Raw genomic sequence first — 21,703 nt, 5'->3', positions numbered from 1 at the left:
GCCCCGGCATCGCTTTTCGTTATCCGAGGTCGCATGAACAATCCATCTACACCCAGTGCCCGTCGCAAGGCACGTCGTTTCACTCTTCAGGCCCTGTACCAGTGGCAGTTGGCCGGTGCCGCGGTGAGCGACATTGAAGCCCAGTTTCTGGCCAATCAGGACTTCGCCAAGGTGGATCGTGAATACTTTCATGATTTGCTGCACGGAGTGCTGGGCCAGGTAAAAACGCTGGACGAGCAGCTCACGCCATATCTGGATCGGCGTGTAGAGGAGCTGTCGCAGGTGGAAAAAGCGATTCTGCGGCTGGGCGCTTTTGAATTAAAAGAGCGTCAAGATGTGCCTTACCGAGTGGTGATTAACGAAGGCATTGAGCTGGCTAAAGTTTTTGGCGCAGAGGATTCCTTCAAATACGTGAATGGCGTGCTCGACAAGCTGGCACGCCAATTGCGCTATGCAGAAGCATCAGAACGCCGCCCCCGTGACTGATCTGCTTTGATAATGTCGGCTTGCCGTGCGTTCTGCCGGTAAGCCGCGTTATGCTTCCCGCCATGACTGATCCCGCCGATTCACCGCAACCCACTTCGCAAGTACCAGCCTTCATGGACGAGTTTTCCCTGATTCGACGTTATTTTCATCATCGTCAGGGGGATTCCGTGGTGTTGGGGCCGGGGGACGATGCGGCCATTCTGGCCCCCCCGGTGGGGCAACAGCTGGTCATGACCCAGGATACCAGCCTGGCGGACCGACACTTTCCGTCAGATATGGCCCCAGAAGATGTGGGCTATCGCTGCCTGGCGGTGAATATTTCAGATCTAGCGGCCATGGGAGCGATGCCGCTGTGGTTTTTGCTTTCCCTGACCTTGCCAAGAGTAGATGAAGATTGGTTGGCCGGTTTTTCCAACGGGTTATTCGAGTTAGCGGATCAGGCGGGAATTAGCTTAGTGGGCGGGGATATCACACGTGGTCCGCTAGCGATTTCCATTCAAGCCACCGGGGCGGTGCCGCCGGGCCAGGCGTTGCGTCGAGAGGGGGCCTGCGCTGGGGATCGGATATGTGTTGGAGGCGTGACGGGGGCCGGGCTGCTGGGGCTGGAGCAGTGGCAGGCGGGGCAGCGTTATGGGCCTGCCATTGAGCACTTTCGTCGTCCTCGGCCGCAGTGGGAGCTGGGCATGGCCCTGCGCGGCCAGGCCAGCGCTTGTATCGATATTTCCGATGGGGTGCTGGCGGACTTGAATCATATTCTGCAAGCATCGGGGGCGTTGGGCGCCTGTATCGACGAGGCGTCCCTGCCGGAGGATCCTTGCGTGCTGGCCGGATGCAGCGCCGACAAGCAGCGCGCCCTGCAGCTGCAGGGTGGAGATGACTATCTGTTATTGTTTACCTTGCCGCCGCCGCTGCCGATCCCTGAAGGCTGTTATTGCCTGGGTCGAATTGAGGCGCAGCCCGGTATCCGTTTACGGCAGCATGACGGGACCGTACGTGCCTTGAAGGTGTCCGGGTGGCAGCATTTTTAACAGCGCGCAACACGCACATAGCTACACGCTAAAAAGCATATAATCCAAAGAAACTGCCAAGACCGAGCCCGCGAGGAATAAAATGGAATTGAAGCGCCCCAAAATGAGTAATCCGGTGCACTTTTTGGCCTTTGGCTTTGGCTCCGGGCTGGCGCCGATTGCGCCTGGCACTTTTGGCACGGTGGCGGCGATGCCCATTTGGTGGCTGTGTGCCCAGCTACCACTGTGGGGGTATTTGGCGGTAACCGCCGCAGTGATTGCAGTGGGGCCTTACCTGTGCGGTAAGACCTCGGATGATATGCATGTGCATGATCACCCAGGCATTGTATGGGATGAGATTGCCGGCCTGTTAATTACCATGATAGCGGTGCCGATCACGCTTTGGGGAGCGCTGGCCGGGTTTGTCGCGTTCCGAGTCTTCGACATTATCAAGCCTTGGCCTATTGGCTGGTTGGATCGACGGGTGGCGGGAGGTCTGGGCATCATGGTGGATGACCTGCTGGCCGGGGTGTATGCCGCCGTGGTAGTACAGCTGTTGATTTGGCAATTGCCCACCCTGTTTACCTGATATCGTTTTGTCACTACCGTTGGCACTAAAAGGATAGCGCTGCTGATGGTTAGCTTTTAGCCTGAAGGAAGCTTTAATAGTAAAGGATTGACCATGTTAGACACGGATCCGCGATCGCGACGGGTGGTGGTTCCCGGGGTGCGCTGGTTGCGTTTCCCTCGACGCATGGAAGGCGAATACCGCAACTACCAGAGCCAGCAGGCGGTAGAGGCCTTCCGGGTGAACGCCTTTTATATCCTACTGCTCTGTATGTTGCTGATTACCGGCATTTACGCGCTGGCGCCGGAGCAGATTCGTGGTTGGTGGTTGTCCGCCTATATCTGGGAGGGGCCCATTGTGTTGGTGGCGGGCCTCCTTGCGCAGATTCGCGTATTGGATCGTTACTTCCCTTATTATGCCGGTGTCGGCTGTTTTCTTGCTGTGGCGCTGGCTGTGGCAATTCCTGGTTTTATGAGCGACCCTCGTGCGATTCTGTTGGCTCATGTGTCGATCATTTATGCCCTCGTTATTATTTATGCCATGGTTGGGCTGCGTTTTACCGTGGCGATGATCGCGGGTTGGACCGGTGGCCTAGTGGGCGTGTTGATCGCTGAAGGGTTAGGGCAGGGGTTGGACTGGCAGGTTCTACACGGCACTTATACTGGGATCAGCTTGGTGGGCATGTTCTTGTGCTATTCTGCGGAAGTCCGCGATAGGTTGCTCTTTTTTAACCAACGCCAGCTTCGTCGTCAGCAACGGCACACCCAGGCGCTGGCAGAACGCCTGCATCGCTTGAGCAGGGAAGACAGCCTTACCGGGCTGGCTAACCGACGTTTTTTTGATGAGGCGTTTGATCGCGAATGGCGGCGTTGCAAGCGCAGCCAGCAACCGCTAACGGTAATGCTGGTGGATGTAGACCGCTTTAAGGCCTACAACGATCGCTACGGACACCTGCAAGGGGATTCGTGTCTGCAAAAACTGGCGGCGGAATTGCATCGCTACAGTCGGCGAGCCGGTGATTTGGTGGCCCGTTTCGGAGGCGAAGAGTTCGCATTATTGTACCCGGAGACGGATGAGTTGGAGGCGCAGCAGCTGGCCTCCCGGTTATGTCGGTCAGTACGCTCGCTGGCGATCCCTCACGCTGATAGCCCGGAGATGAACGAGGTAACGGTCAGCGTAGGGGTTGCAACGATGATTCCGAATCAGCGTCATAGTGCTGGCGATCTGTTGGAAGCTGCGGATCAAGCCTTGTATCTAGTTAAACAGGGTGGCCGTGATAATTGGCGCCTCTATGAAGCACCGCCGGCCGCGGGGCAGCTCTAGCTACGGAGCGCCAAAGCGGCGAAGGGAGCGATAATCTCCCCCGTTCGAGCTTTTCTTTGCTGTTGATGATTAACGCTGGTGGGCTTCTCGTAGCCTTTGCTGCCGGTTTAGCCTTTCACGGATTTGGCGTTCAATACCGGCGGCATCCAGTCCTGCTTGGGCGAGTAATACATCCCGTTTACCGTGATGGATGAAATGATCGGGCAGGGCAAGGTTTAGCACATCCAGTACGACCCCTTCTTCATGCAGCAGCTCATTTACGGCAGAACCGGCGCCTCCCATTTGTTGGTGATCTTCTACGGTGACTAACAGTGTGTGCTGTGCGGCGGCGCGGAGGATGGCGTCACGGTCAAGAGGTTTCACCCAGCGCATGTCTATCACGGTGGCGTTGAGGGGGATAGCCGCTTCTAGTGCTGCAGGAACCATGGCGCCAAAAGCCAGGATGGCCACCTGCAGACCCTCGCGTAGAGTGCGAGATTGGCCGATAGGTAGGGCCGTCATGGTCTGTTCTATGGTGGCGCCGGGGCCAGTGCCGCGGGGGTAGCGCACTGCTGCTGGCCCTTCGTGCTGGTAGGCGGAGTATAACAGTTGGCGGCACTCATTCTCATCGGAAGGGGCTGCAATGATCATGTTCGGTACAGTGCGCAAATAAGCCAGATCAAATACGCCGCCATGGGTGGCACCGTCTTCGCCCACCAGCCCGGCCCGGTCTAGGCCAAAGGTCACATCTAGCTCCTGCAAAGCCACATCGTGAATCAGTTGGTCATAACCGCGCTGCAGGAAAGTGGAGTAGATTGCCACCACTGGTTTTTGATTCTCGCAGGCCAGGCCTCCCGCCAAGGTTACAGCGTGTTGTTCACAGATGGCTACATCGTGATAGCGGCCCGGGAAACGGCGGCTGAATTCCACCATGCCAGAGCCTTCGCACATGGCCGGGGTGATGCCCACTAGTCTTGGGTCTTGCTCCGCCATGTCACAAAGCCATTGCCCAAAGATATCCTGATACTTGGGTAGCTTTTGTTTTGCCGCAGAAGGTTTGCTTGGGACCGCGACCTGAACCTTTGGCTTGGGCTCGATCTTGTTGATGGCATGGTAGCCTACCGGGTCGGCTTCCGCTGGTGCAAAACCTTTGCCTTTTGTGGTGTACACGTGCAGCAGTTGTGGGCCTTCTAGGTCGCGCAAATTCCTCAGGGTACTGACCAGTTCGTTCACATTGTGGCCATCAATAGGGCCAATGTAATTGAAGCCGATCGCCTCGAACAGCATGTCGGGGCTGACCATGTTCTTCATGCTTTCTTCTGTACGACGAATAAAGTCCCAAGCTGCCGGCATAGTTGACAGTACCTTTTTGCCGCCTTCACGTAGGGCGATGTAGCTCTTGCTGGCCCAGATGCGGGCAAAATAATTGGATAGCCCGCCTACGTTGTGGGAAATCGACATGTTGTTGTCGTTGAGGATGACCAGCAAATTGGAGCGAGTGTGCGCCGCGTGGCTCATGGCTTCAAAGGCTTGCCCTGCTGTCATGGCGCCGTCACCGATAATGGCGACTGCCCGGCGGTCGCTGCCGGCCATTTCTGCTCCCAGCGCCATACCCAGTGCGGCACTGATAGAGGTTGATGAGTGGCCGACCCCGAAGGTGTCGTATTCGGATTCGCTTCGTTTGGGAAAACCGGACAGGCCGCCGGCTTGACGAATGCTGGTCAGTGATTCGCGGCGCCCAGTAAGGATCTTGTGCGGGTAGCACTGGTGGCCCACATCCCAGACCAACTTGTCGTCGGGGGTGTGATACAGGTAATGCAGGGCGACGGTGAGCTCCACCACCCCAAGCCCTGCGCCGAAATGCCCGCCACACTGGCCCACTGCGTATAGCAGATATTCACGTAACTCATCGACCACGCGTTCTAGTTGTGGCGTTGGTAGCTGCCGCAGATCCGCAGGGCTGGCCAGTGTGTCCAGCAGAGGGGTGTTAGGTCGCGTCAGCGGAATTTGAGTAAACGTCTTGGGCATAGGGTCATGCAGCCTGATGAGTGCAAGGCAGAGTAATGAGTCAGCGAAACGCTGTATAACAAAAGCGTCCAGGGTCTCGCTCGAACCGCTAGTATAACTGTCTGGAGGGGTAGGCGTCAGTGTTGATCAATGATTCCGGGTAATGATGTACTGGGCGAGTTGCTGTAAAGGAAGTGCCCGCGGCCCATAGCCGGCCAAGGTTTGTTGTGCTTGATCGCAGAGTTGGCGAGCACGTTGCTGACTTTGCTCCAGACCGAGAAGGGATGGGAAGGTGCTTTTTTGCAGCTTTTCATCAGAACCTGAGGGCTTGCCAAGTTGCTCGGTAGCGGCGGTGACGTCGAGGATATCGTCCTGTATCTGAAAGGCCAGGCCAATGGCGTCGCCAAATGCGGTTAGATTGGCTAGTAGCGAAGGGTCGTCTTTTTCTGCGACAAAATAACCTAGTTGTAAGCTGGCGGTGATTAGCCGGCCAGTTTTCAGGTAATGCATTTCTTCCAACGCGGCCACGGTTTGCTGTTGCCCTTGGGCGAGCATATCTTGCATTTGCCCAGCGGCCATTCCATCTACCCCGGCAGCTTGGCAAAGGTGTTGAATCAAGCTGATGCGGCTGTCATCGCGGTAGTCGCCATGACAGGCGAGCAGTTCAAAGGCGCGGGTATGCAGGGTGTCACCGGCAAGAATGGCGGTCGCTTCGTCAAAGGCTTTGTGGCAGGTAGGTTGGCCCCGGCGAAGGTCATCGTCGTCCATGGCGGGAAGGTCGTCGTGAACCAGGGAGTAGGCGTGAATGAGTTCTACTGCCACCGCGGGGACATCTGCTTTGGCTAGGGGAGCCCCGGCAAGCTGGGCGGCGCCGTATACTAGTAACGGGCGGATACGTTTGCCGCCGCTGAGTGCTGCATAGCGCATGGCATGGCTGAGCCGTGAGGCGGCACTATGGGCCGGCAAGTAATGGTCCAGCGCCTGCTCCAGACGAGCCTTGGCGGTATCCGTGAGTTGGTTCAGGGCGGCGAATTCGCGTGTTGCCTTACTGCTCATTGTCACCACCGATAAAGGGCTCAGGGTCTGCCTCGGTGTTCTGTTTCAGCAGGATGCGTACTTTTTGTTCCGCTTGTTGCAGGGCTTGTTGGCATTCCCGGGACAGGCGAACACCTTCCTCGAAGGCTTTCAGGGAATCTTCCAGGGTTAGTTCACCAGACTCCATTTTTTCCACCAGAACTTCTAGGTTGTCTAGCGAGGTCTCCAGCGCGGGGGGTGCGTTTTTTGCCATGAGCGTCTCCTCGGATCCGCCACTAGGACCCCGTTTTTGCTGTGTCTGCCCCTGCCGCGGGGTATGTTGGCGGCAACAGTAATGCAGCGGGTGTGGCGAATCAATTGCAGGTTGCAGGCTGCTAAAGTGGCCGTGCACAGTCCAGAATAACGGTTCAACGAGATTGCTGTATTCTAAGTGATTGATATCATGAGGGTAAGCCCAGGAAAGGAAAGAGGGGGCGAGTTCATTTAAAGGGTTCTAAACAGTGGGGTAGGCTGAACGTGCCGGCGGCTTATGGCGAAGGGCTATGCTGGCGCTCGCAGGCTGTTTCTTTTTCCTGATTTTCTACTGATGGAACGTGCATTATGCCGCACGTAACAGGTTGCAGCATAAGTGCGGAAACTTTCCAGCTGAAAACCAGCAGTCCACGTCCAAGGGCTGGGTGCGGCCTGCTGGTGTGTTGTTCATTGCCACCTTATATCGTGTTGTTGTATGCAACATGATGCCGACTTGCGGCGCTTAAAAATCAAAGCGCATACCGACGGTGAGGACTTGACCATCGCTTTCTGCATGGTAGCCCGCCAGCGGGTTGAAGCTATCGGAGTTGGGCGTGTAGATGGCGTAGCCGAGCTCTTCATAGAAGTATTCAGCGAAGAACTTCAGGTTTTCTGTATGGCGGTAGTCCAGCCCAATCTGGGCAGAATCGCCTTGGAAAAATGCATCGCCTTCGTCGGTTTCTTCACCATGGGCGACCATAGCGCGTAGGGTGTATTTGGCCCAGCTGTAGGAGCCCATCAGGTTGTAGGTTAGCGGGTCGTCATCTTGGACCGTGTTGTTATTGGTTAGCAGTTGTTCCACTTTGGCGGCGAAACGCCAGTTGCCGGGGGCCCAAGCGGCGGAGATGCCAGCCTGGTCGGCATGCTTGGCGGAATCCTGTTCACTATCCTGATAACCAATACCGAATGCCAAATCATCGTTGACCGCGTAAGAGAGGGCATATTGTATGGTGTCTAGATAGCTGGTGCCTTGCTCGTCGGTTAGGTCGACTCCGGAAATGGTGGCGGTGAGGCCGCCCATGCTGGGGGTGGTGTAGGTTATAGCGTCACGGCGGAAGCTGGCCTGGGTTGCGTAACCGGAGTAGAAGGAACTGAAGAAATCCAGAGGGTAAGCCACGGTGTTGTAATAGGCCAGCCATTGGGTGCCGACGCGTAGACTGCCGTAACGGTCGTTGGAGACAGTAATATCGGCAACTCGCGGCATGCTGTTATTGTCTTCTTTATAAAGTTCATGGAAAAAAGTCGGATCTTCCGCTCGCAGCCGTGCGGAGTTAATGGGGAACTCTACCGTTGCAGAAATATCGAAGTGTTCGAAATCATTGTAGTTGGCGGTGACACCCAATCGAGAATACGCATCCCTTAGCCCGGTATAAGAGTCGTCTTCACCGGGCTGCGCCTGATCCACAAATACGGCCTCTGTTTGAATACGCAGAGAGCCGTACGGGGTGACTTCCAGTTCAGCATGGGCGGGCAGGGCGGCAAGTCCCGCCAGCAATGTTGTTGATAGTGGCAAAATGCGTTGCTGTTTCATCGGTTTCTCCCTCGACGGTTGATCTCAAAAAAGCGCAGCCTAGCGAGTGACGAGGCGCCTAGTCTGTAAATTGCAGGGCCGGCGGATATTGCGCCTCGTTTTTGTGTTGGCGGTTTGCCATGCGCGAGGCGCCATAACGAGGGGGGAATACGCAGGCCGAACACAGCGCAAGCGTGGGGTGTGGGGGTATCAGGTGCCAAGGTTACGCGAAGATGTACCCTCTTGCGTCTTCCCGATAAGGCATTGGCAGCGCTAACCATGCAGAAGGCAACATGGAAATAGTGTGTCGATGGCGCCCGCGAATGATGCTTGGTTCATTGCGTTCCCTCACGTTGCTAAGGGGGGCTGCCGCCAGCTTTGCTGGCTTGTAATTGCCCCCGCGTAGCGTCCATTTTGGTACAAATTGTTATTTACCGTGGCAAAGGAGTCACGGCATTGCAAGGGAAACCGGGGGTTTTGTGTTGTGCCTCATTGTGTAGGGAGCCGTGTGCTGAAGGTTTTCCCGTTCAGATTTATTCGTATTCGGTGGCGCGGCAGTAGCCTAGAATGCGCGCCATGAAATTGATTCTGGCTCCGATGGAAGGCCTGGCGGATTTTTGGGTGCGCCAGGCGCTGACCGATGTGGGCGACTATGACTGGTGTGTTAGTGAGTTTGTTCGCGTTAGCGGGCTGCTGCTGCCGCCCAAAGTATTTTACCGCTGGTGCCCGGAGCTAAAACTCGGTGCGCGTACCCGGGCGGGCACCCCTGTGCACCTTCAGTTGCTCGGTTCCGACCCGGCCTGCATGGCGGATAATGCGGAGCGAGCAGTAGAGCTGGGCGCACCCGCCATTGATCTGAACTTCGGCTGTCCGGCAAAAACGGTGAATCGACATCGTGGTGGTGCGGTGCTGCTTGATGAGCCGGACGTGGTGCATGCGGTGACGGCGGCAGTGCGCCAGGCGGTCCCGTCCCAGGTGCCTGTCTCTGTAAAAATGCGTCTGGGTAATGAAGATGACGCTCGTGCCTTGGATAATGCCAGGGCCGTGGTGGACGCTGGGGCGGCTTGGCTGACGGTGCATGGGCGCACCAAACGTCAAGGGTATAAGCCGCCGGCGTTTTGGGACCGTATCGGCCACATTCGTGAGGTAGTGTCGATTCCGGTAATTGCCAATGGCGAAATTTGGACACCGTACGACGCTAGCCGAGCCCAGCGGGAAAGTGGTTGTGAGGATCTTATGTTGGGTCGAGGGGCGGTGGCCAATCCATTGCTAGTCTCGTTGTTGCGGTTCGGCGGCGAAACGAATTGGGATGCGATCTTGCCTATATTGCAACAATTCTGGATGGACGTGGCTGATACCGGCACTGATGCCCAGTTAGCTGGGCGGATCAAGCAGTGGCTAAGCTACCTGCGCCGCCGTTGGCCGCAGGCGGCGCAATTGCTGGAGCAGGTGAAACGAGAAACGAGCCCGGGGGTTATTGGTCGATTGTTGGCGGATTTTGAGCCGCAGTAACCGTTAGCGTAAAAAGTTGAAAGGGGAGGCACGACGTCGCCCCCCCTATGGCGATCCGCCAGCGGGTGAAATGATTGTGCAAATTATCTAACCCCCAGGGTAATGACCTCATATCCAGCGTGAGTTCACCGAATAATTACTCAAGTGTGCCGGTATCACGGTATCACGGTATGCGCCTTGGCCGCAGTGGCGGTTTCGTCCATGAAACTCTGTTGATAATGCTCGCTTTGCTTGCCCCGGTTGATACTGGCGGGTATGGCAAAGTCTGCCTGATAGCGCTTCAACGCCCCCGGGGGAGGTGTGTCCGAACGCTCTGAATCAACACCCATCCGTTGGGGCGGTTATCACTACGCCGTAGCTTTTTTGTTCTTTTCATGCATCTATCCGTGCCGTGCAGGAGAAATTTCCGGTTATGAAATGGCTCCATTACCTGTCACCACGGCCACATTCAAGGCGTGGTCGAAAGGCCACTGCAGCATTAGGTGGGCGGCTTGCGATGCCATGCATGCCAGTGCCTGATCTATTCGGGTAAAACCCACTGCTGAGCAGGCCTGTATTTTCAGTGTAAGGCAGGGCATTTGTGGCATTCGCTTGCGTCGGCCAGCAGGGGGTATGGCTTCGACTAAAGTCATACTGTGTCGCTAGCGTTCTTTGGTTAGTCTTGGTGTTGAGCCTATCCCTTGTTTGCCAGATGAAGGGTGGTGGCCTGATTTCCTGATGACGCAGAGGGACGAGTAATGAAAGAAGAAAACGCCCGCGCCTACTGGGCCGCTAACCTGCGATTGATCTTGATCTACATTGCTATTTGGTTTGCCGTCTCTTATGGCTGCGGCATATTGCTAGTGGATGAACTCAATCAAATTCAATTTTTCGGTTTCAAACTGGGCTTCTGGTTTGCACAGCAGGGGTCTATCTATGTGTTCTTGGTGCTGATCATTAAGTACGCGCACTCCATGAATAAGCTGGACCGCAAGTTTGACGTCCACGAAGACTAACCGCTGAAACAGTAGATAAAGAGAGACATCCTATGGATATTCAGACACTCACTTATCTCTTTGTAGGCGGTTCGTTTGCGCTCTACATTGGGATTGCGATCTGGTCACGTGCCGGTTCGACGAAAGATTTTTATGTGGCCGGTGGTGGGGTTTCCCCTATCGCTAACGGGGCTGCCACTGCGGCTGATTGGATGTCAGCGGCATCGTTTATTTCCATGGCCGGGATTATTGCTTACTCAGGCTACGATGCGTCGGTGTACCTAATGGGGTGGACCGGAGGCTATGTTCTGCTGGCCATGCTGTTGGCGCCTTATCTGCGCAAGTTCGGCAAATTTACCGTGCCTGACTTTATCGGTGATCGTTACTACTCCAGCGTGGCAAGAACGGTGGCGGTGGTTTGTGTAATCTTCGTCTCGTTTACCTATGTGGCCGGACAGATGCGCGGTACCGGTATTGTGTTTGCCCGCTTTCTGGAGGTGAATGTGAATACCGGTGTGGTTATCGGTATGGCGATTGTTTTCTTCTACGCGGTGCTTGGTGGTATGAAGGGGATCACCTACACCCAGGTGGCGCAGTATTGTGTGCTGATTTTTGCGTTCTTGGTGCCGGCGGTTTTTCTTTCCATCATGATGACCGGTCACGTTCTTCCGCAAACCGGGTTTGGAGCCACGGTGCTGGATGCGGCGGGGGGTGACAGTGGTGTTTATCTGTTGCACAAGCTAGATCAGGTAGTAACGGACCTTGGCTTCACCGAATATACAGAAGGCTCCAAGTCTACTATTGATGTGTTCTTTATTACTGCTGCATTGATGTGTGGTACTGCGGGTTTGCCCCATGTGATTGTGCGTTTTTTCACAGTGCCACGGGTAAAAGATGCGCGGATTAGTGCCGGCTGGGCGTTGTTCTTTATTGCCTTGCTGTACACCTCCGCCCCGGCTGTTGGTGCTTTCGCACGGCTCAATCTGATTGATACAGTGAATGAAACCCAATACTCCGAGCTGCCAGAGTGGTTCTATAACTGGGAAAATTCCGGGCTGATTGGCTGGGTGGATAAGAACGACGATGGTGCTGTGCAGATGCGGGCCGGCTCGCCTTTTGAGGGCAAGCCCACCTATGCGGGAAGCCGCGAAGAAACAAAGGGTAGCTACGGCGAGCGGGTACTGACCAATGTGCCTACCAATAATACGTCGGAAGTGTATATCGACCGCGATATTATCGTGCTGGCCAATCCTGAAATTGGTAACTTGCCGGGCTGGGTGATTGCTCTAGTAGCGGCCGGTGGCGTAGCGGCTGCACTGTCCACGGCAGCGGGGTTGTTGTTGGTGATTTCCAGCGCCATCTCCCATGATTTATTGAAGAAAACCCTGATGCCTGACATTAACGAGAAGCAGGAGTTGATGGCAGCCCGTGGGGCGGCAGTGGTGGCCATTGTGATCGCTGGTTACTTCGGAATTAATCCACCAGGTTTTGTGGCGCAAGTGGTGGCGTTTGCTTTCGGTCTTGCCGCGGCTAGTTTCTTCCCGGTAATCCTCATGGGTATTTTCTACAAGCGCATGAATAAGGAGGGCGCCATTGCTGGCATGTTGGTCGGGTTGATCTTCACTTTTAGCTACATTGTGTTCTTCAAGTTCGTCTCGCCGGAGCTGAACACTGCAGAACACTGGTGGTTAGGTGTGTCACCGGAAGGCATCGGGACTTTGGGTATGGTGCTTAACTTTGTAGTGGCTTTCTCGGTCTCCAGAGTAACGGCGCCTCCGCCGGAGCATATCCAGCATATTGTGGAAGATATTCGTATTCCACGAGGTGCCGGTGAAGCGTCTGCACACTGATGAGACGTAAATAAAAAGCCGGTGCGGGTGATAATTCCGTACCGGCTTTTTGCGTTTTGAGGGCGGCCGAGAGCTGGCCAGAAAGGCAATAAAGAAAAACGGCAGGAGTGGCCTGATGATTGAACAGGAACTGAATCAGCATCCGTTCAGCTTGCTGAGTGAAGCAGGACGCCGCCGTTTGCAGGAAGGAACCGATCTGGCCTATTTTCAGCCGGAGGATATTATTCTTGACGCGGCCAGTACTAGTGATTCTGTGTTTGTGGTGCACAAGGGGTGTGTGGCAGAACTAGACGTGAATGCGCCGGACAACCGTCGTCAGGTGAATATTTATGCCGCCGGTGATTTGTTCGGAGCGATCAGCGTATTGAACGGACAAAGCCGTTATCGTTTTTTGGCCGAGCAGCAAACGCTGTGTCATCTGATTCCCGCTAGGCTATTCCGCGAGCTGTGCGAAAGCGAGCCCGATTTTGGTCATTATTTTAGTCAGTGTCTGGCGGAGAAAAATCAGCGCTTGGCAGAGCGCCGTGAAGGAGGCGTTACTCTGGCGGGCTTTATGCTGGCGCGGGTGGACGAATGCATGCGAGCGCCCTTGATTATGCCGGAGCGCGCCACTGTGCGTGATGCGGTAGCCGCTTTGAAGCAGCACGGCGTGGATAGTGTGTTGATTGCTCACCGGCAGCATTACGCGATTGTTACCAAGACGGATTTATTAAGCGCTTTGGTGATGCAGGAACAATCGTCGGATACGCCGTTGGTTCAGGTGGCGGAAACCGAACTGGTTACTGTTGCCCCCGCAGATTACTTGTTCGCGGCCCTGACCCTGATGACCCGCCACAAGGTGGCGCGGGTGGTGGTGATGGAGAGCAATAATGCGGTGGGGGTGGTGGAACTTACCGATGTGCTCAGTTTCTTTTCTAGCCGTTCATATGTGGTGGGGCTGGAAATTGAAAGGGCCGGTACCCTTGAGGCATTGCAGCTAGCCAGTGCCCGCTTGCCGGATCTTGTAAACGCCCTTATGGCTCAGGGTGTAAAAATGCGCTTTGTGATGGATTTGCTGGCCTCACTCAATGGCCGCTTGATGAGTAAGGCTTATGAAATGGTAGTGCCTGCAGAACATCAGCGTGCCAGTCTGATAGTGATGGGGAGCGAAGGGCGCGGTGAACAGATACTGAAAACTGATCAGGATAACGGCCTGATTATTGGCGATCATCAACAGTGGCCAGGCTGTGATCAAGATATGCAGCGCTTTACTCGCACGTTGCTGTCTCTTGGTTATCCCCCTTGCCCAGGTAATGTCATGGTTTCTAACCCGGAGTGGATCGGGACGGTGTCACGCTGGCAGCGGCGTATCCATGATTGGGCGGAGGATCCCGGGGGAAAAGGGCTGTTGAATCTGACCATTCTCACTGATACCCATACCGTGGCTGGAGATTCAGGGCTGATGGAGACAGTACGCAGCACCTTGTTTTCCCGATGCAGTGACGATCAGTTATTGATGGCCCATTTTGCCCGTCCGGCCTTGCAATTTTCTACGCCGTTGAATTTATTCGGCTCGCTCAAGAAACCCCAGCATGGTATCGATATTAAGAAGGGAGCCCTGTTCCCATTGATCCACGGCGTGCGAGCCATGGCCTTGCAGTGCCGTATTCAGGAAACCTCCACGTTGGCACGGCTGAAAAAGCTGGTGGCCGCCGGGGCTATGGAACGGGCCTTTGCGGAGGACTTGGGTGAAGCGATGGAATTCTTTAGCGAGCTGCGGCTGTCTCAACAGCTGGCCAAATTGCGAGGCGAGAATACCCAGGTAGAAGATAATCATATCGTGGTGCAGCATCTGTCTTCTTTGGAGCGTGATGTGCTGCGCGATGCCCTGCATCTAGTCAGCGATTTCAAGCAGCGCCTGTCGCGTCGTTTTCATCTGGAATACTGACGATGCCTGGGGACAGGAGGGGAGCTATGCTGCAGTGGCAGACGTTTAAATGGCGTCGAATTTATGATCGATATTGCCATGGGCGCGGACCTTATGGGCATCTTTTCAGACCCTATAGCGGTGATCAGGTGGTGGCCATCGATTGCGAAACCACCGGGCTGGATAGTCGTACTGCCGAGCTGGTGTCTATTGCTGCGGTGGTGATAAAAGAAGGGCGGGTGCTGAGCAGCCAGAGCCTGAATGTGAAGTTGGCGGCTCCAGATAGCCTTAGAGAAGACAGCATTTGCATTCATCGGCTGAGGCCAGTGGACTTGGAGGGTGGGGCGAGTATCCGTGAAGCGCTAGAGGCGCTGCTGGCGTTGATTGATAACAGGCCTTTGGTGGGCTGGTGTGTGGCGTTTGATGTGGCCATGATCAACCGCTATCTGAGACCGTTAATGGGCTTTGATTTGCCTAATGATACCCTTGAACTGTCTGCGCTATACCAGCGAAAAATGCGTTACTGGCAGCCCGATATAACACCGGATTTGCGCTTTGATGCCATGGCTTCGGCCTTACAAGTGCCGGTAATTGAGCGCCATACTGCCCGTGGAGACGCGGTGACTAGTGCATTGATGTACCTGCAGTTGCAGAAATCCACACTTGGCTGAGCCGGTGTTTGCTTGGTAGGGAGAAAATAAACGTGCTGATGTTTTATGCTGAAAAAACGGCTCTGATTGCGGGCCTTTGTTTTGTTGCGTATGCCTACCTGCGTTACTGGCGGCGCACTGGTGATGGCCAAGGTTTGGTGATGTTCTGGCGCCGGGCGATGGCGTTGAATACGGTGGAATTTAAACTCCAGCGAGGGGGAGTTGCCCTGTTGTTGGCCGCGGTGGCGCTACGTTTTACTCAGGCCCTACTATAAGCTCAAAGGGCAACGTCACAGGTGGCTGCGTATTAAACGTCGCCAAGCGTGGCATGTTACGGCCATGAATGGGGAGAGGCGGTGTTTTCACTGTGGCAATTAGGTGCGCTGGCATTGGCCTATGTATTGGTGTTGTTCGTTATCGCCTGGTGGGGCGATCGAGCCGCCAGGAAGGGACGAAAAACATTTCATAATGCCTGGGTGTACAGTCTTGGACTGGGCGTTTATTGCACCTCGTGGACGTTCTACGGTGCCGTTGGCGAAGCGGCTCAGAGTGGCTGGAACTATTTGCCGATTTATCTAGGGCCTATTATCACCGTGCTGCTGGGTGGCTCATTGATTTACAAAATGGTATCGGTGGCTCAGCAGCAGAACATTACCTCCATTGCCGACTTCCTGGCCGCCCGTTATGGGAAGTCTCGACGCCTTGCTGTATTGGTCACGCTAGTGGCTATTGTCGGAGTGTTGCCCTATATCGCCTTGCAGCTAAAAGCGGTGACCCTGTCATTTGATTATGTGTTGAAAGACTCAGCCCCCGGCCAGCTGGACACGGCATTGGTGGTGGCAGCTTTGATGGCTATTTTCACTCTGCTGTTTGGTACCCGGCATATTGATACCACCGAGCATCAGTCCGGACTGATGCTGGCGGTAAGTTTTGAATCCTTTATCAAGCTGGTGGCGTTTGTTTCTCTTGGGCTGTATTGCGTGTATGCGATTTTTGATGGGCCTGCAGATATGTGGCAGCAACTCAGCGAGCGTACCGATGTGATGCAGGGGTTTGAACCGACGCTGTTCTCACAAAGTTTCGTCACCGCCTTGCTGCTGTCTATGGTGGCGATTTTGTGCCTACCTAGGCAGTTCCATGCCGGCGTGGTGGAAAATAATGATATACGCGATTTGCGTACCACGCGTTGGTTGTTCCCCTTGTATCTGGCGCTGTTTGCCCTCTTTGTATTGCCGATTGTTATTGCCGGGGTGATTACTCAGCCTTACTTGATCGGTCATGCGGATACCTACATGTTATCGCTGCCAATGGCCCAGGGCAGCCATGCCATGTTGGTGTTGTCATTCATTGGCGGTATCGCGGCGGCCACTGGCATGGTGATCGTTTCCACCATGGCACTGGCGATCATGCTAACCAATGAAGTGTTGTTGCCCATGTGGCTGCAATCGCGCCTCAATGAAAAAGACCCGCTCCCTGATCTTGGCACTCAGCTACGTTTTCTGCGCCGGGCCAGCATTCTTGTTTTGCTGGGGTTAGCGTTTGCCTTCCATACACTCATCGATCGCTTCGATGGCCTTGCAAGTATCGGGTTGTTATCGTTTGCTGCGGTGGCGCAATTTGCGCCGGCGTTAATTGGCGCATTGTATTGGCGTAACGGTCATAAAAAGGGTGCCTTCGTCGGCTTGGCGATTGGGTTTGTGGTTTGGTTTTACTGCCTGCTGATGCCGGTCATCTTGCCGCTGGAGTGGATGGCGGTGCTTAGTGAGCAGGGTCTCTTGGGTCTTGGGTTGTTGCGGCCTCACGCTCTGTTCGGTATCGAAGGGTTGGAGCCGTTGACCCATGGCGTCTTTTGGTCGGTATCGATTAATCTGGCCGCGTTTGTCTATTATTCTCGTCGGGCAAACCAGGATGCGTTGGATGAGACCCAGGCGGCTCGGTTTGTGGATATGCCCACAGACTGGTGGCGCGAAGGCATGGGGCATCCTTCTATCACTACCATTGAATTACTCGAAGTATGCAAGCGAGGGTTAGGTCACCCTAGGGCGGAGCCGTTGTTTTTTGATTACATGCGCCGACGGGGCATATCTGAGGAACTGGAATTGCCAGCACCACTGCACTTAGTGCGTTATGTGGAGCGATTGCTGGCAGGCACCATGGGGGCATCCACTGCCCGTATCGTGATGAGCTCGTTGCTGCGCAAGCAGAACGGCCGACACGATGATGTGGTGCGAATGATGGATGAGGCATCAGAGCTGATTCAGTTTAACCATCAGCTATTGCGTACCACCATTGAGACTATCGCCCAAGGTATTTGCGTGGTCGACCGGGAAATGCAGATCGTGGCCTGGAATCAGGCCTACGTGAAGCTGTTCGATTACCCGGATGGGTTGATTGGTTTGGGGCGCCCAATCGCAGATGTGTACCGTTATAACGCAGAGCGAGGCTATTACGATGGAACGAACCTGGAAGAAAATGTCACTCGGCGAGTGCAGTTATTGCGCGAAGGTTATGCCCACCAATTTGAGCGGGAACTGCCCAATGGGATCGTAGTGGAGGTGCGCGGAACGCCTATGGTTGGGGGCGGATTTGTCAGTACCTATATGGATATCACTGAACGCAAAAACGATGAAAAAGCATTGCGACAGATAAATGAGAATCTGGAACAGATGGTGTCCGAGCGCACCCGTAAGCTCTCGGAATTGAATGCTAAGCTAGCCCAGGTTAATGAAGGAAAAACCCTGTTTCTGGCAGCAGCGGGCCATGACTTAATGCAGCCATTAAATGCGGCGCAACTGTTTGCTTCCTCACTGCGTCAGCAGTTACGCAGTCAAGCTGATGGCCAATTTGATCACGAAGTGCAGGTGCTCGGGCACATTGATAGTTCATTGCAGGCCGCCGAACAAATTATTTCTGCATTGCTGGAAATCAGTAAGCTGGATACTGGAACCATGACTACGCATATCCACCCTTTGCGGCTGTCTACACTGATGATTCCACTGGGGCAAGAATTTACGGCTTTGGCTCAGGCGCAAGGATTGCAATTGCGGTGTGTGCCCAGCAGCGCCGTGGCGGACAGTGATGAAGTGCTGTTGCGGCGGGTGCTACAGAATCTGTTGTCCAATGCGGTTCGCTATACGGAGTCTGGCCGTATTTTGTTTGGCGCACGTAGGTTTCACAGTGCAGTGCGAATTGATGTGTGGGACACCGGGCCAGGCATTCCTTATGATCAACACGAGCAGATTTTTCGGGAATTCCAGCGCTTGCCCCAGCTCAATAATCGTCAGCCAAAAGGGCTGGGTCTGGGCCTAGCCATTGCCGACCGGGTTTGTCGTCTACTCGGGCATACTTTGACGGTGCGATCCTGGCCCGATCGAGGTACGGTTTTCAGCGTAACGTTGCCTTTATCGAAAGCAGGTGTGCCACCACTGCTACAGGATGAGCCCTTGCATGAACGCCGAAATATCCAGGGCGTGCGTGTGTTCTGCGTAGATAATGATGCGGCGCTGCTAGCCAGTCTGGTGGCGGCACTGCAAAGCCTTGGCTGTGAGGTGGTGGCAGCTCGTGGCTTGCAGGAGGCAGAGCAAAAGGCAGCGAAAAGCTGGGTGCCGGATGTGATACTGGTGGACTTTCAGCTGGACCACGAAGATGGTTTTGAGGTGATCGAGGCTCTCGATCATTGCTGGGAAGATGTTGTCCCGGCGATATTAATGACCGCCGACCGTCGCCAAGATGTGCGTGGCAGAGCAGAAGAGCAAGGGGTGGGGTTTCTACAAAAACCGATTTCAGAAGCGATACTGCGGCGGGCATTGGAAGGGATTCTGTGAGCTACGCGAACTACGCTCGATTCGGTGAAGAAAAGTTTCCAAAGCCTAGGCCAGTCTATGTCGTTGCTGCAGGAGCAGTGTTTTGGGTGCGAATCGGGCGTACGAGCTGACGGTGAGCGACGCAAATAATTTTCTTCTAGAACCCACGTGAGACAACCCCTCCCCCCTTTTTTCTTGTGTCAACGGTGGTGAGCTGTGTTTGATTTTATCTTGCACCTGGTCGTTAGTGACTGCGCCTCTAGCATGCACATCTCTGCAACGTTTACCCGTTAGTTCAGCCCGGGCGGTTCAATGGCTAGATCTTTCAATGCGAGCACTGCCTGGGTGCGATTACGAACGCCCAGCTTGCGAAAAATAGCGGTCATGTGTGCTTTTACCGTGGCTTCTGACACATCCAGTTCGTAAGCGATAACCTTGTTTTGCATTCCTTCCATCAGCATGCCCATGACACGGAATTGTTGCGGTGTCAGGCTGGTAATCCGATCACTCATGGCTGAGTGATCAGGCAAGGTGGGAGGCATGGCCCGGCGCGCTTTTTCCGGTAACCAGCGTTCACCATCCATGATTTTGTGCATGGCCTCGGTCATGGTATCCACGGAGGCGGATTTGGGAATAAAACCGTCGGCACCAAAGTGAATAGCCCGCTGTATCACGTCCACGTCTTCGGTGGCGGAAATGACTACTAGGGGGACTTTTTTGTATTGCTCGCGCAGGTACACCAGGCCGGAAAAGCCATGGGTGCCGGGCATATGCAGATCTAGAAGTATGACGTCAAAAGGAATCCCTTGCTGGCCGAGCTCTTCCAGGGTAGCCAGCGAGTCCGCTTCGTGGATGGCGGCACCGGAAAAACTGGTGTCTACAGCCTGTTTCAAGGCCGCACGGAAGAGAGGGTGGTCATCTGCAATCAGTATGGTTGTCATGATTCTGATTTAAGCATGTTGATGCGCAGAACCCAAAAGAAAATGGCGTGAAAAAAGAAGCTGTTTAGGGCGTGCAGCGTCAGAGAAAGACAAATAGAAAATGGCCATGTTTGATCATCGCTCACCTAGCATGTGATCCAGTAGGCGCGGTCTCCTGTTCGGGAATCCTAAGCATATAAACCCGTATCCGCTTGCCCATTCTTCTGCCTTGACGCTGAACGTGTTCACTGGGCTGCCCCCACTTGTTGATGGCGTTGCTGATAAGTGGTTTTCGGTGCTACTGGTCTGGAGAGTCCGCTTATCACAGCAGTGCAATGTTTTTTATCTGAATGCGAAGTTTCCGCCCACAGGTCTTCCTTACTGAAAAGAGTATTCACAGAAAATAAATAAAGCCCAAGCCTACTCTGAGTCTGCGAAAAGAGGAGGCATGACTGAATTAGACTTTGGTCTTATTTTCGAAAAGGAGAGGAGGGGGCGTTTTCGGCGTGTGCGCACAGGCGTACGACCTATGGCTAATGGTGTGTCAGGAAAGCGCTCAGCAAGCTGTCAGGAAGAGACATTGACGTGCTGAAGACAATAAGAGGACAGGGCCATGATAGCAAGAAAAGCCACGTACCTGTGCGGTGCCTTGGTGTTGGCGCAAGCGGGGGGAGCCGGTGCGGATACCACGCTGGAGGAGCGTATCGTTGTGCTGGAAGAACGCATGGATGGTATCAAGAGTGGAAATACCCAAATCGATTTTGGTGGCTTTATCAAAGCAGATACCATGATGAGTAAATACAGCGATGGCGATCTGGCTAAAGGCTCTACCGGTCGTGATTTTATGGTGCCCTCAACCATTCCCGTTGGTGGCGGTGGCAGTTCGGAAGAGCTGGACTTTATCGCCAAGCAAAGTCGCTTCTGGCTGAAGAGTGAAACGATGACTTCTGCTGGTGCGGTCCAGGGGTATATCGAAATTGATTTTCAGACCACCGGCCAAGGGGATGAGCGCATCAGTAACAGCTATTCGCCCCGTATTCGCCATGCCTATCTGGCTTGGGGGAATTGGCTATTCGGACAAACATGGTCCACCTTTTTCAACGTAAGTGCGCTGCCAGAAACGTTGGATTTTGTCGGTGCTGCGGGCACCGTTTTTGAACGACAACCACAGATACGCTATACCTCGGGGCCGGTGATGCTGGCTTTTGAAAACCCCTCTACGACCTTATACGGAGGTGATAGCAACCCTAGCGAATATGATGACAACAATGTTCCAGATATCGTTGCTCGCTATAACCTGACCGGAGGTTGGGGCAATGTGAGTCTGTCGGCAATGGGAAGGCAGTTGAAATATGAAGATGACGTTGGTGGCACGCCTTATGATGAGGATGAATATGGTTACGGCTTGTCTGTTGCCGGCCGTGTCATGCTGGGTGCTATGGACGATATTCGTTTCCAGGCGCACTACGGTAATGCTCTAGGGCGTTATACCACGCTCAATGCGTTCCGCTCAGGGCAAATCGAAGCGGATGGCAGTATTGAGTTGATTGATCAGTGGAGTGGTGTGTTGGCTTTGCGTCATCATTGGAGTGATCGCTGGCGTTCCAATTTCGCAGTTTCTGTAAGTGAGGCGGATAACCCGGATACGGTGGCAGCAACCACCAGTAAAACCATCCACAGTGCCCATGCCAATCTGATCTGGCAGGTGGCAGAACCTCTGACTCTTGGTGCTGAACTGATCTATGGCAGTCGGGAACTTGAGAATGGTGATGACGGTAACCTTAAACGGGTGCAGTTCACCGCCAAATATGCCTTCTAGAAAGGGTCGTTATACGCGAGCATGCAAAAACGGGACACCGAAGCGTCCCGTTTTGCATGCAAG

At 54.4% G+C, this 21,703-nt stretch carries 19 protein-coding genes; 12 read left to right on the top strand and 7 right to left on the bottom strand.

Annotated elements, in window-relative coordinates; all coding sequences use genetic code 11:
- Window positions 1–33: 33 nt before the first annotated feature.
- The 4 genes from nusB (at window position 34) to Y017_RS03060 (ending at window position 3,384) form a co-directional block, all read left to right on the top strand.
- Complete coding sequence (nusB, locus tag Y017_RS03075) at window positions 34–486, top strand: transcription antitermination factor NusB (protein ID WP_011589448.1); 453 nt, start codon at window positions 34–36, stop codon at window positions 484–486.
- A 62-nt stretch (window positions 487–548) separates the two neighbouring features.
- Window positions 549–1,514, top strand: a complete 966-nt coding sequence (gene thiL / locus Y017_RS03070; RefSeq protein ID WP_231483364.1) for a thiamine-phosphate kinase — start codon at window positions 549–551, stop codon at window positions 1,512–1,514.
- An 82-nt stretch (window positions 1,515–1,596) separates the two neighbouring features.
- Window positions 1,597–2,082: a phosphatidylglycerophosphatase A gene (locus Y017_RS03065; protein ID WP_011589446.1), complete on the top strand. Its 486-nt coding sequence runs from the start codon at window positions 1,597–1,599 to the stop codon at window positions 2,080–2,082.
- 93 nt (window positions 2,083–2,175) lie between these two features.
- Window positions 2,176–3,384 (top strand): diguanylate cyclase, encoded by a 1,209-nt coding sequence (locus Y017_RS03060; RefSeq protein WP_035458857.1) that lies wholly within the window; start codon window positions 2,176–2,178, stop codon window positions 3,382–3,384.
- 69 nt (window positions 3,385–3,453) lie between these two features.
- On the opposite strand, the gene dxs is transcribed toward Y017_RS03060, so the two are convergent.
- From dxs to Y017_RS03040, 4 genes are all read right to left on the bottom strand, one after another.
- Entirely contained in the window at window positions 3,454–5,391 is a 1,938-nt protein-coding gene (dxs, locus tag Y017_RS03055; RefSeq protein ID WP_035458855.1) for a 1-deoxy-D-xylulose-5-phosphate synthase, read from the bottom strand.
- A 126-nt stretch (window positions 5,392–5,517) separates the two neighbouring features.
- Window positions 5,518–6,426: a polyprenyl synthetase family protein gene (locus tag Y017_RS03050; RefSeq protein WP_035458853.1), complete on the bottom strand. Its 909-nt coding sequence runs from the start codon at window positions 6,424–6,426 to the stop codon at window positions 5,518–5,520.
- Window positions 6,416–6,658 carry an exodeoxyribonuclease VII small subunit gene (locus Y017_RS03045; protein WP_035458851.1) on the bottom strand — a complete coding sequence of 81 codons (243 nt, stop codon included), beginning with the start codon at window positions 6,656–6,658 and terminating at the stop codon, window positions 6,416–6,418. Before Y017_RS03045 ends, Y017_RS03050 begins: the two co-directional genes overlap by 11 nt.
- 501 nt (window positions 6,659–7,159) lie before the next feature.
- Window positions 7,160–8,227 (bottom strand): porin, encoded by a 1,068-nt coding sequence (locus Y017_RS03040; RefSeq protein WP_035458849.1) that lies wholly within the window; start codon window positions 8,225–8,227, stop codon window positions 7,160–7,162.
- Between the two features lie 546 nt (window positions 8,228–8,773).
- Here Y017_RS03040 and Y017_RS03035 point away from each other — a divergent pair.
- Window positions 8,774–9,718 carry a tRNA-dihydrouridine synthase gene (locus Y017_RS03035; protein ID WP_197017538.1) on the top strand — a complete coding sequence of 315 codons (945 nt, stop codon included), beginning with the start codon at window positions 8,774–8,776 and terminating at the stop codon, window positions 9,716–9,718.
- A 155-nt stretch (window positions 9,719–9,873) separates the two neighbouring features.
- On the opposite strand, the gene Y017_RS15165 is transcribed toward Y017_RS03035, so the two are convergent.
- Window positions 9,874–10,047 carry a hypothetical protein gene (locus tag Y017_RS15165; protein ID WP_155849239.1) on the bottom strand — a complete coding sequence of 58 codons (174 nt, stop codon included), beginning with the start codon at window positions 10,045–10,047 and terminating at the stop codon, window positions 9,874–9,876.
- 81 nt (window positions 10,048–10,128) lie between these two features.
- Entirely contained in the window at window positions 10,129–10,350 is a 222-nt protein-coding gene (locus tag Y017_RS15160; RefSeq protein ID WP_155849238.1) for a hypothetical protein, read from the bottom strand.
- 105 nt (window positions 10,351–10,455) lie between these two features.
- Here Y017_RS15160 and Y017_RS03030 point away from each other — a divergent pair, with 105 nt between their 5' ends.
- The 6 genes from Y017_RS03030 (at window position 10,456) to Y017_RS03005 (ending at window position 18,922) form a co-directional block, all read left to right on the top strand.
- A complete protein-coding gene (locus Y017_RS03030; RefSeq protein WP_011589437.1) occupies window positions 10,456–10,713 on the top strand; it encodes a DUF4212 domain-containing protein in 258 nt (85 codons plus the stop codon).
- A gap of 32 nt (window positions 10,714–10,745) precedes the next feature.
- Window positions 10,746–12,542 carry a sodium:solute symporter family protein gene (locus Y017_RS03025; RefSeq protein ID WP_011589436.1) on the top strand — a complete coding sequence of 599 codons (1,797 nt, stop codon included), beginning with the start codon at window positions 10,746–10,748 and terminating at the stop codon, window positions 12,540–12,542.
- 115 nt (window positions 12,543–12,657) lie between these two features.
- Window positions 12,658–14,469, top strand: a complete 1,812-nt coding sequence (locus tag Y017_RS03020; RefSeq protein WP_011589435.1) for a putative nucleotidyltransferase substrate binding domain-containing protein — start codon at window positions 12,658–12,660, stop codon at window positions 14,467–14,469.
- A 26-nt stretch (window positions 14,470–14,495) separates the two neighbouring features.
- A complete protein-coding gene (locus tag Y017_RS03015) occupies window positions 14,496–15,119 on the top strand; it encodes a 3'-5' exonuclease (RefSeq protein WP_035458846.1) in 624 nt (207 codons plus the stop codon).
- Window positions 15,120–15,157: 38 nt separating this feature from the next.
- Window positions 15,158–15,373 carry a hypothetical protein gene (locus tag Y017_RS03010; RefSeq protein WP_035458922.1) on the top strand — a complete coding sequence of 72 codons (216 nt, stop codon included), beginning with the start codon at window positions 15,158–15,160 and terminating at the stop codon, window positions 15,371–15,373.
- An 81-nt stretch (window positions 15,374–15,454) separates the two neighbouring features.
- The gene (locus tag Y017_RS03005) at window positions 15,455–18,922 is read left to right on the top strand and encodes a hybrid sensor histidine kinase/response regulator (protein ID WP_035458844.1); all 3,468 of its coding nucleotides are present in this window, start codon (window positions 15,455–15,457) and stop codon (window positions 18,920–18,922) included.
- Between the two features lie 269 nt (window positions 18,923–19,191).
- On the opposite strand, the gene Y017_RS03000 is transcribed toward Y017_RS03005, so the two are convergent.
- Window positions 19,192–19,842, bottom strand: a complete 651-nt coding sequence (locus Y017_RS03000) for a response regulator transcription factor (protein WP_035458842.1) — start codon at window positions 19,840–19,842, stop codon at window positions 19,192–19,194.
- 592 nt (window positions 19,843–20,434) lie between these two features.
- On the opposite strand from Y017_RS03000, the gene Y017_RS02995 reads away from it, so the two are divergent.
- Window positions 20,435–21,640 (top strand): DcaP family trimeric outer membrane transporter, encoded by a 1,206-nt coding sequence (locus Y017_RS02995; protein WP_011589431.1) that lies wholly within the window; start codon window positions 20,435–20,437, stop codon window positions 21,638–21,640.
- Window positions 21,641–21,703: the final 63 nt, after the last annotated feature.

It is taken from the genome of Alcanivorax sp. 97CO-5 (assembly GCF_000524665.1).
GTDB lineage: Bacteria > Pseudomonadota > Gammaproteobacteria > Pseudomonadales > Alcanivoracaceae > Alcanivorax > Alcanivorax borkumensis.
The sequence above is the reverse complement of the archived record's forward strand: the minus strand, read 5'-3'. Positions and strand labels throughout refer to the sequence as shown.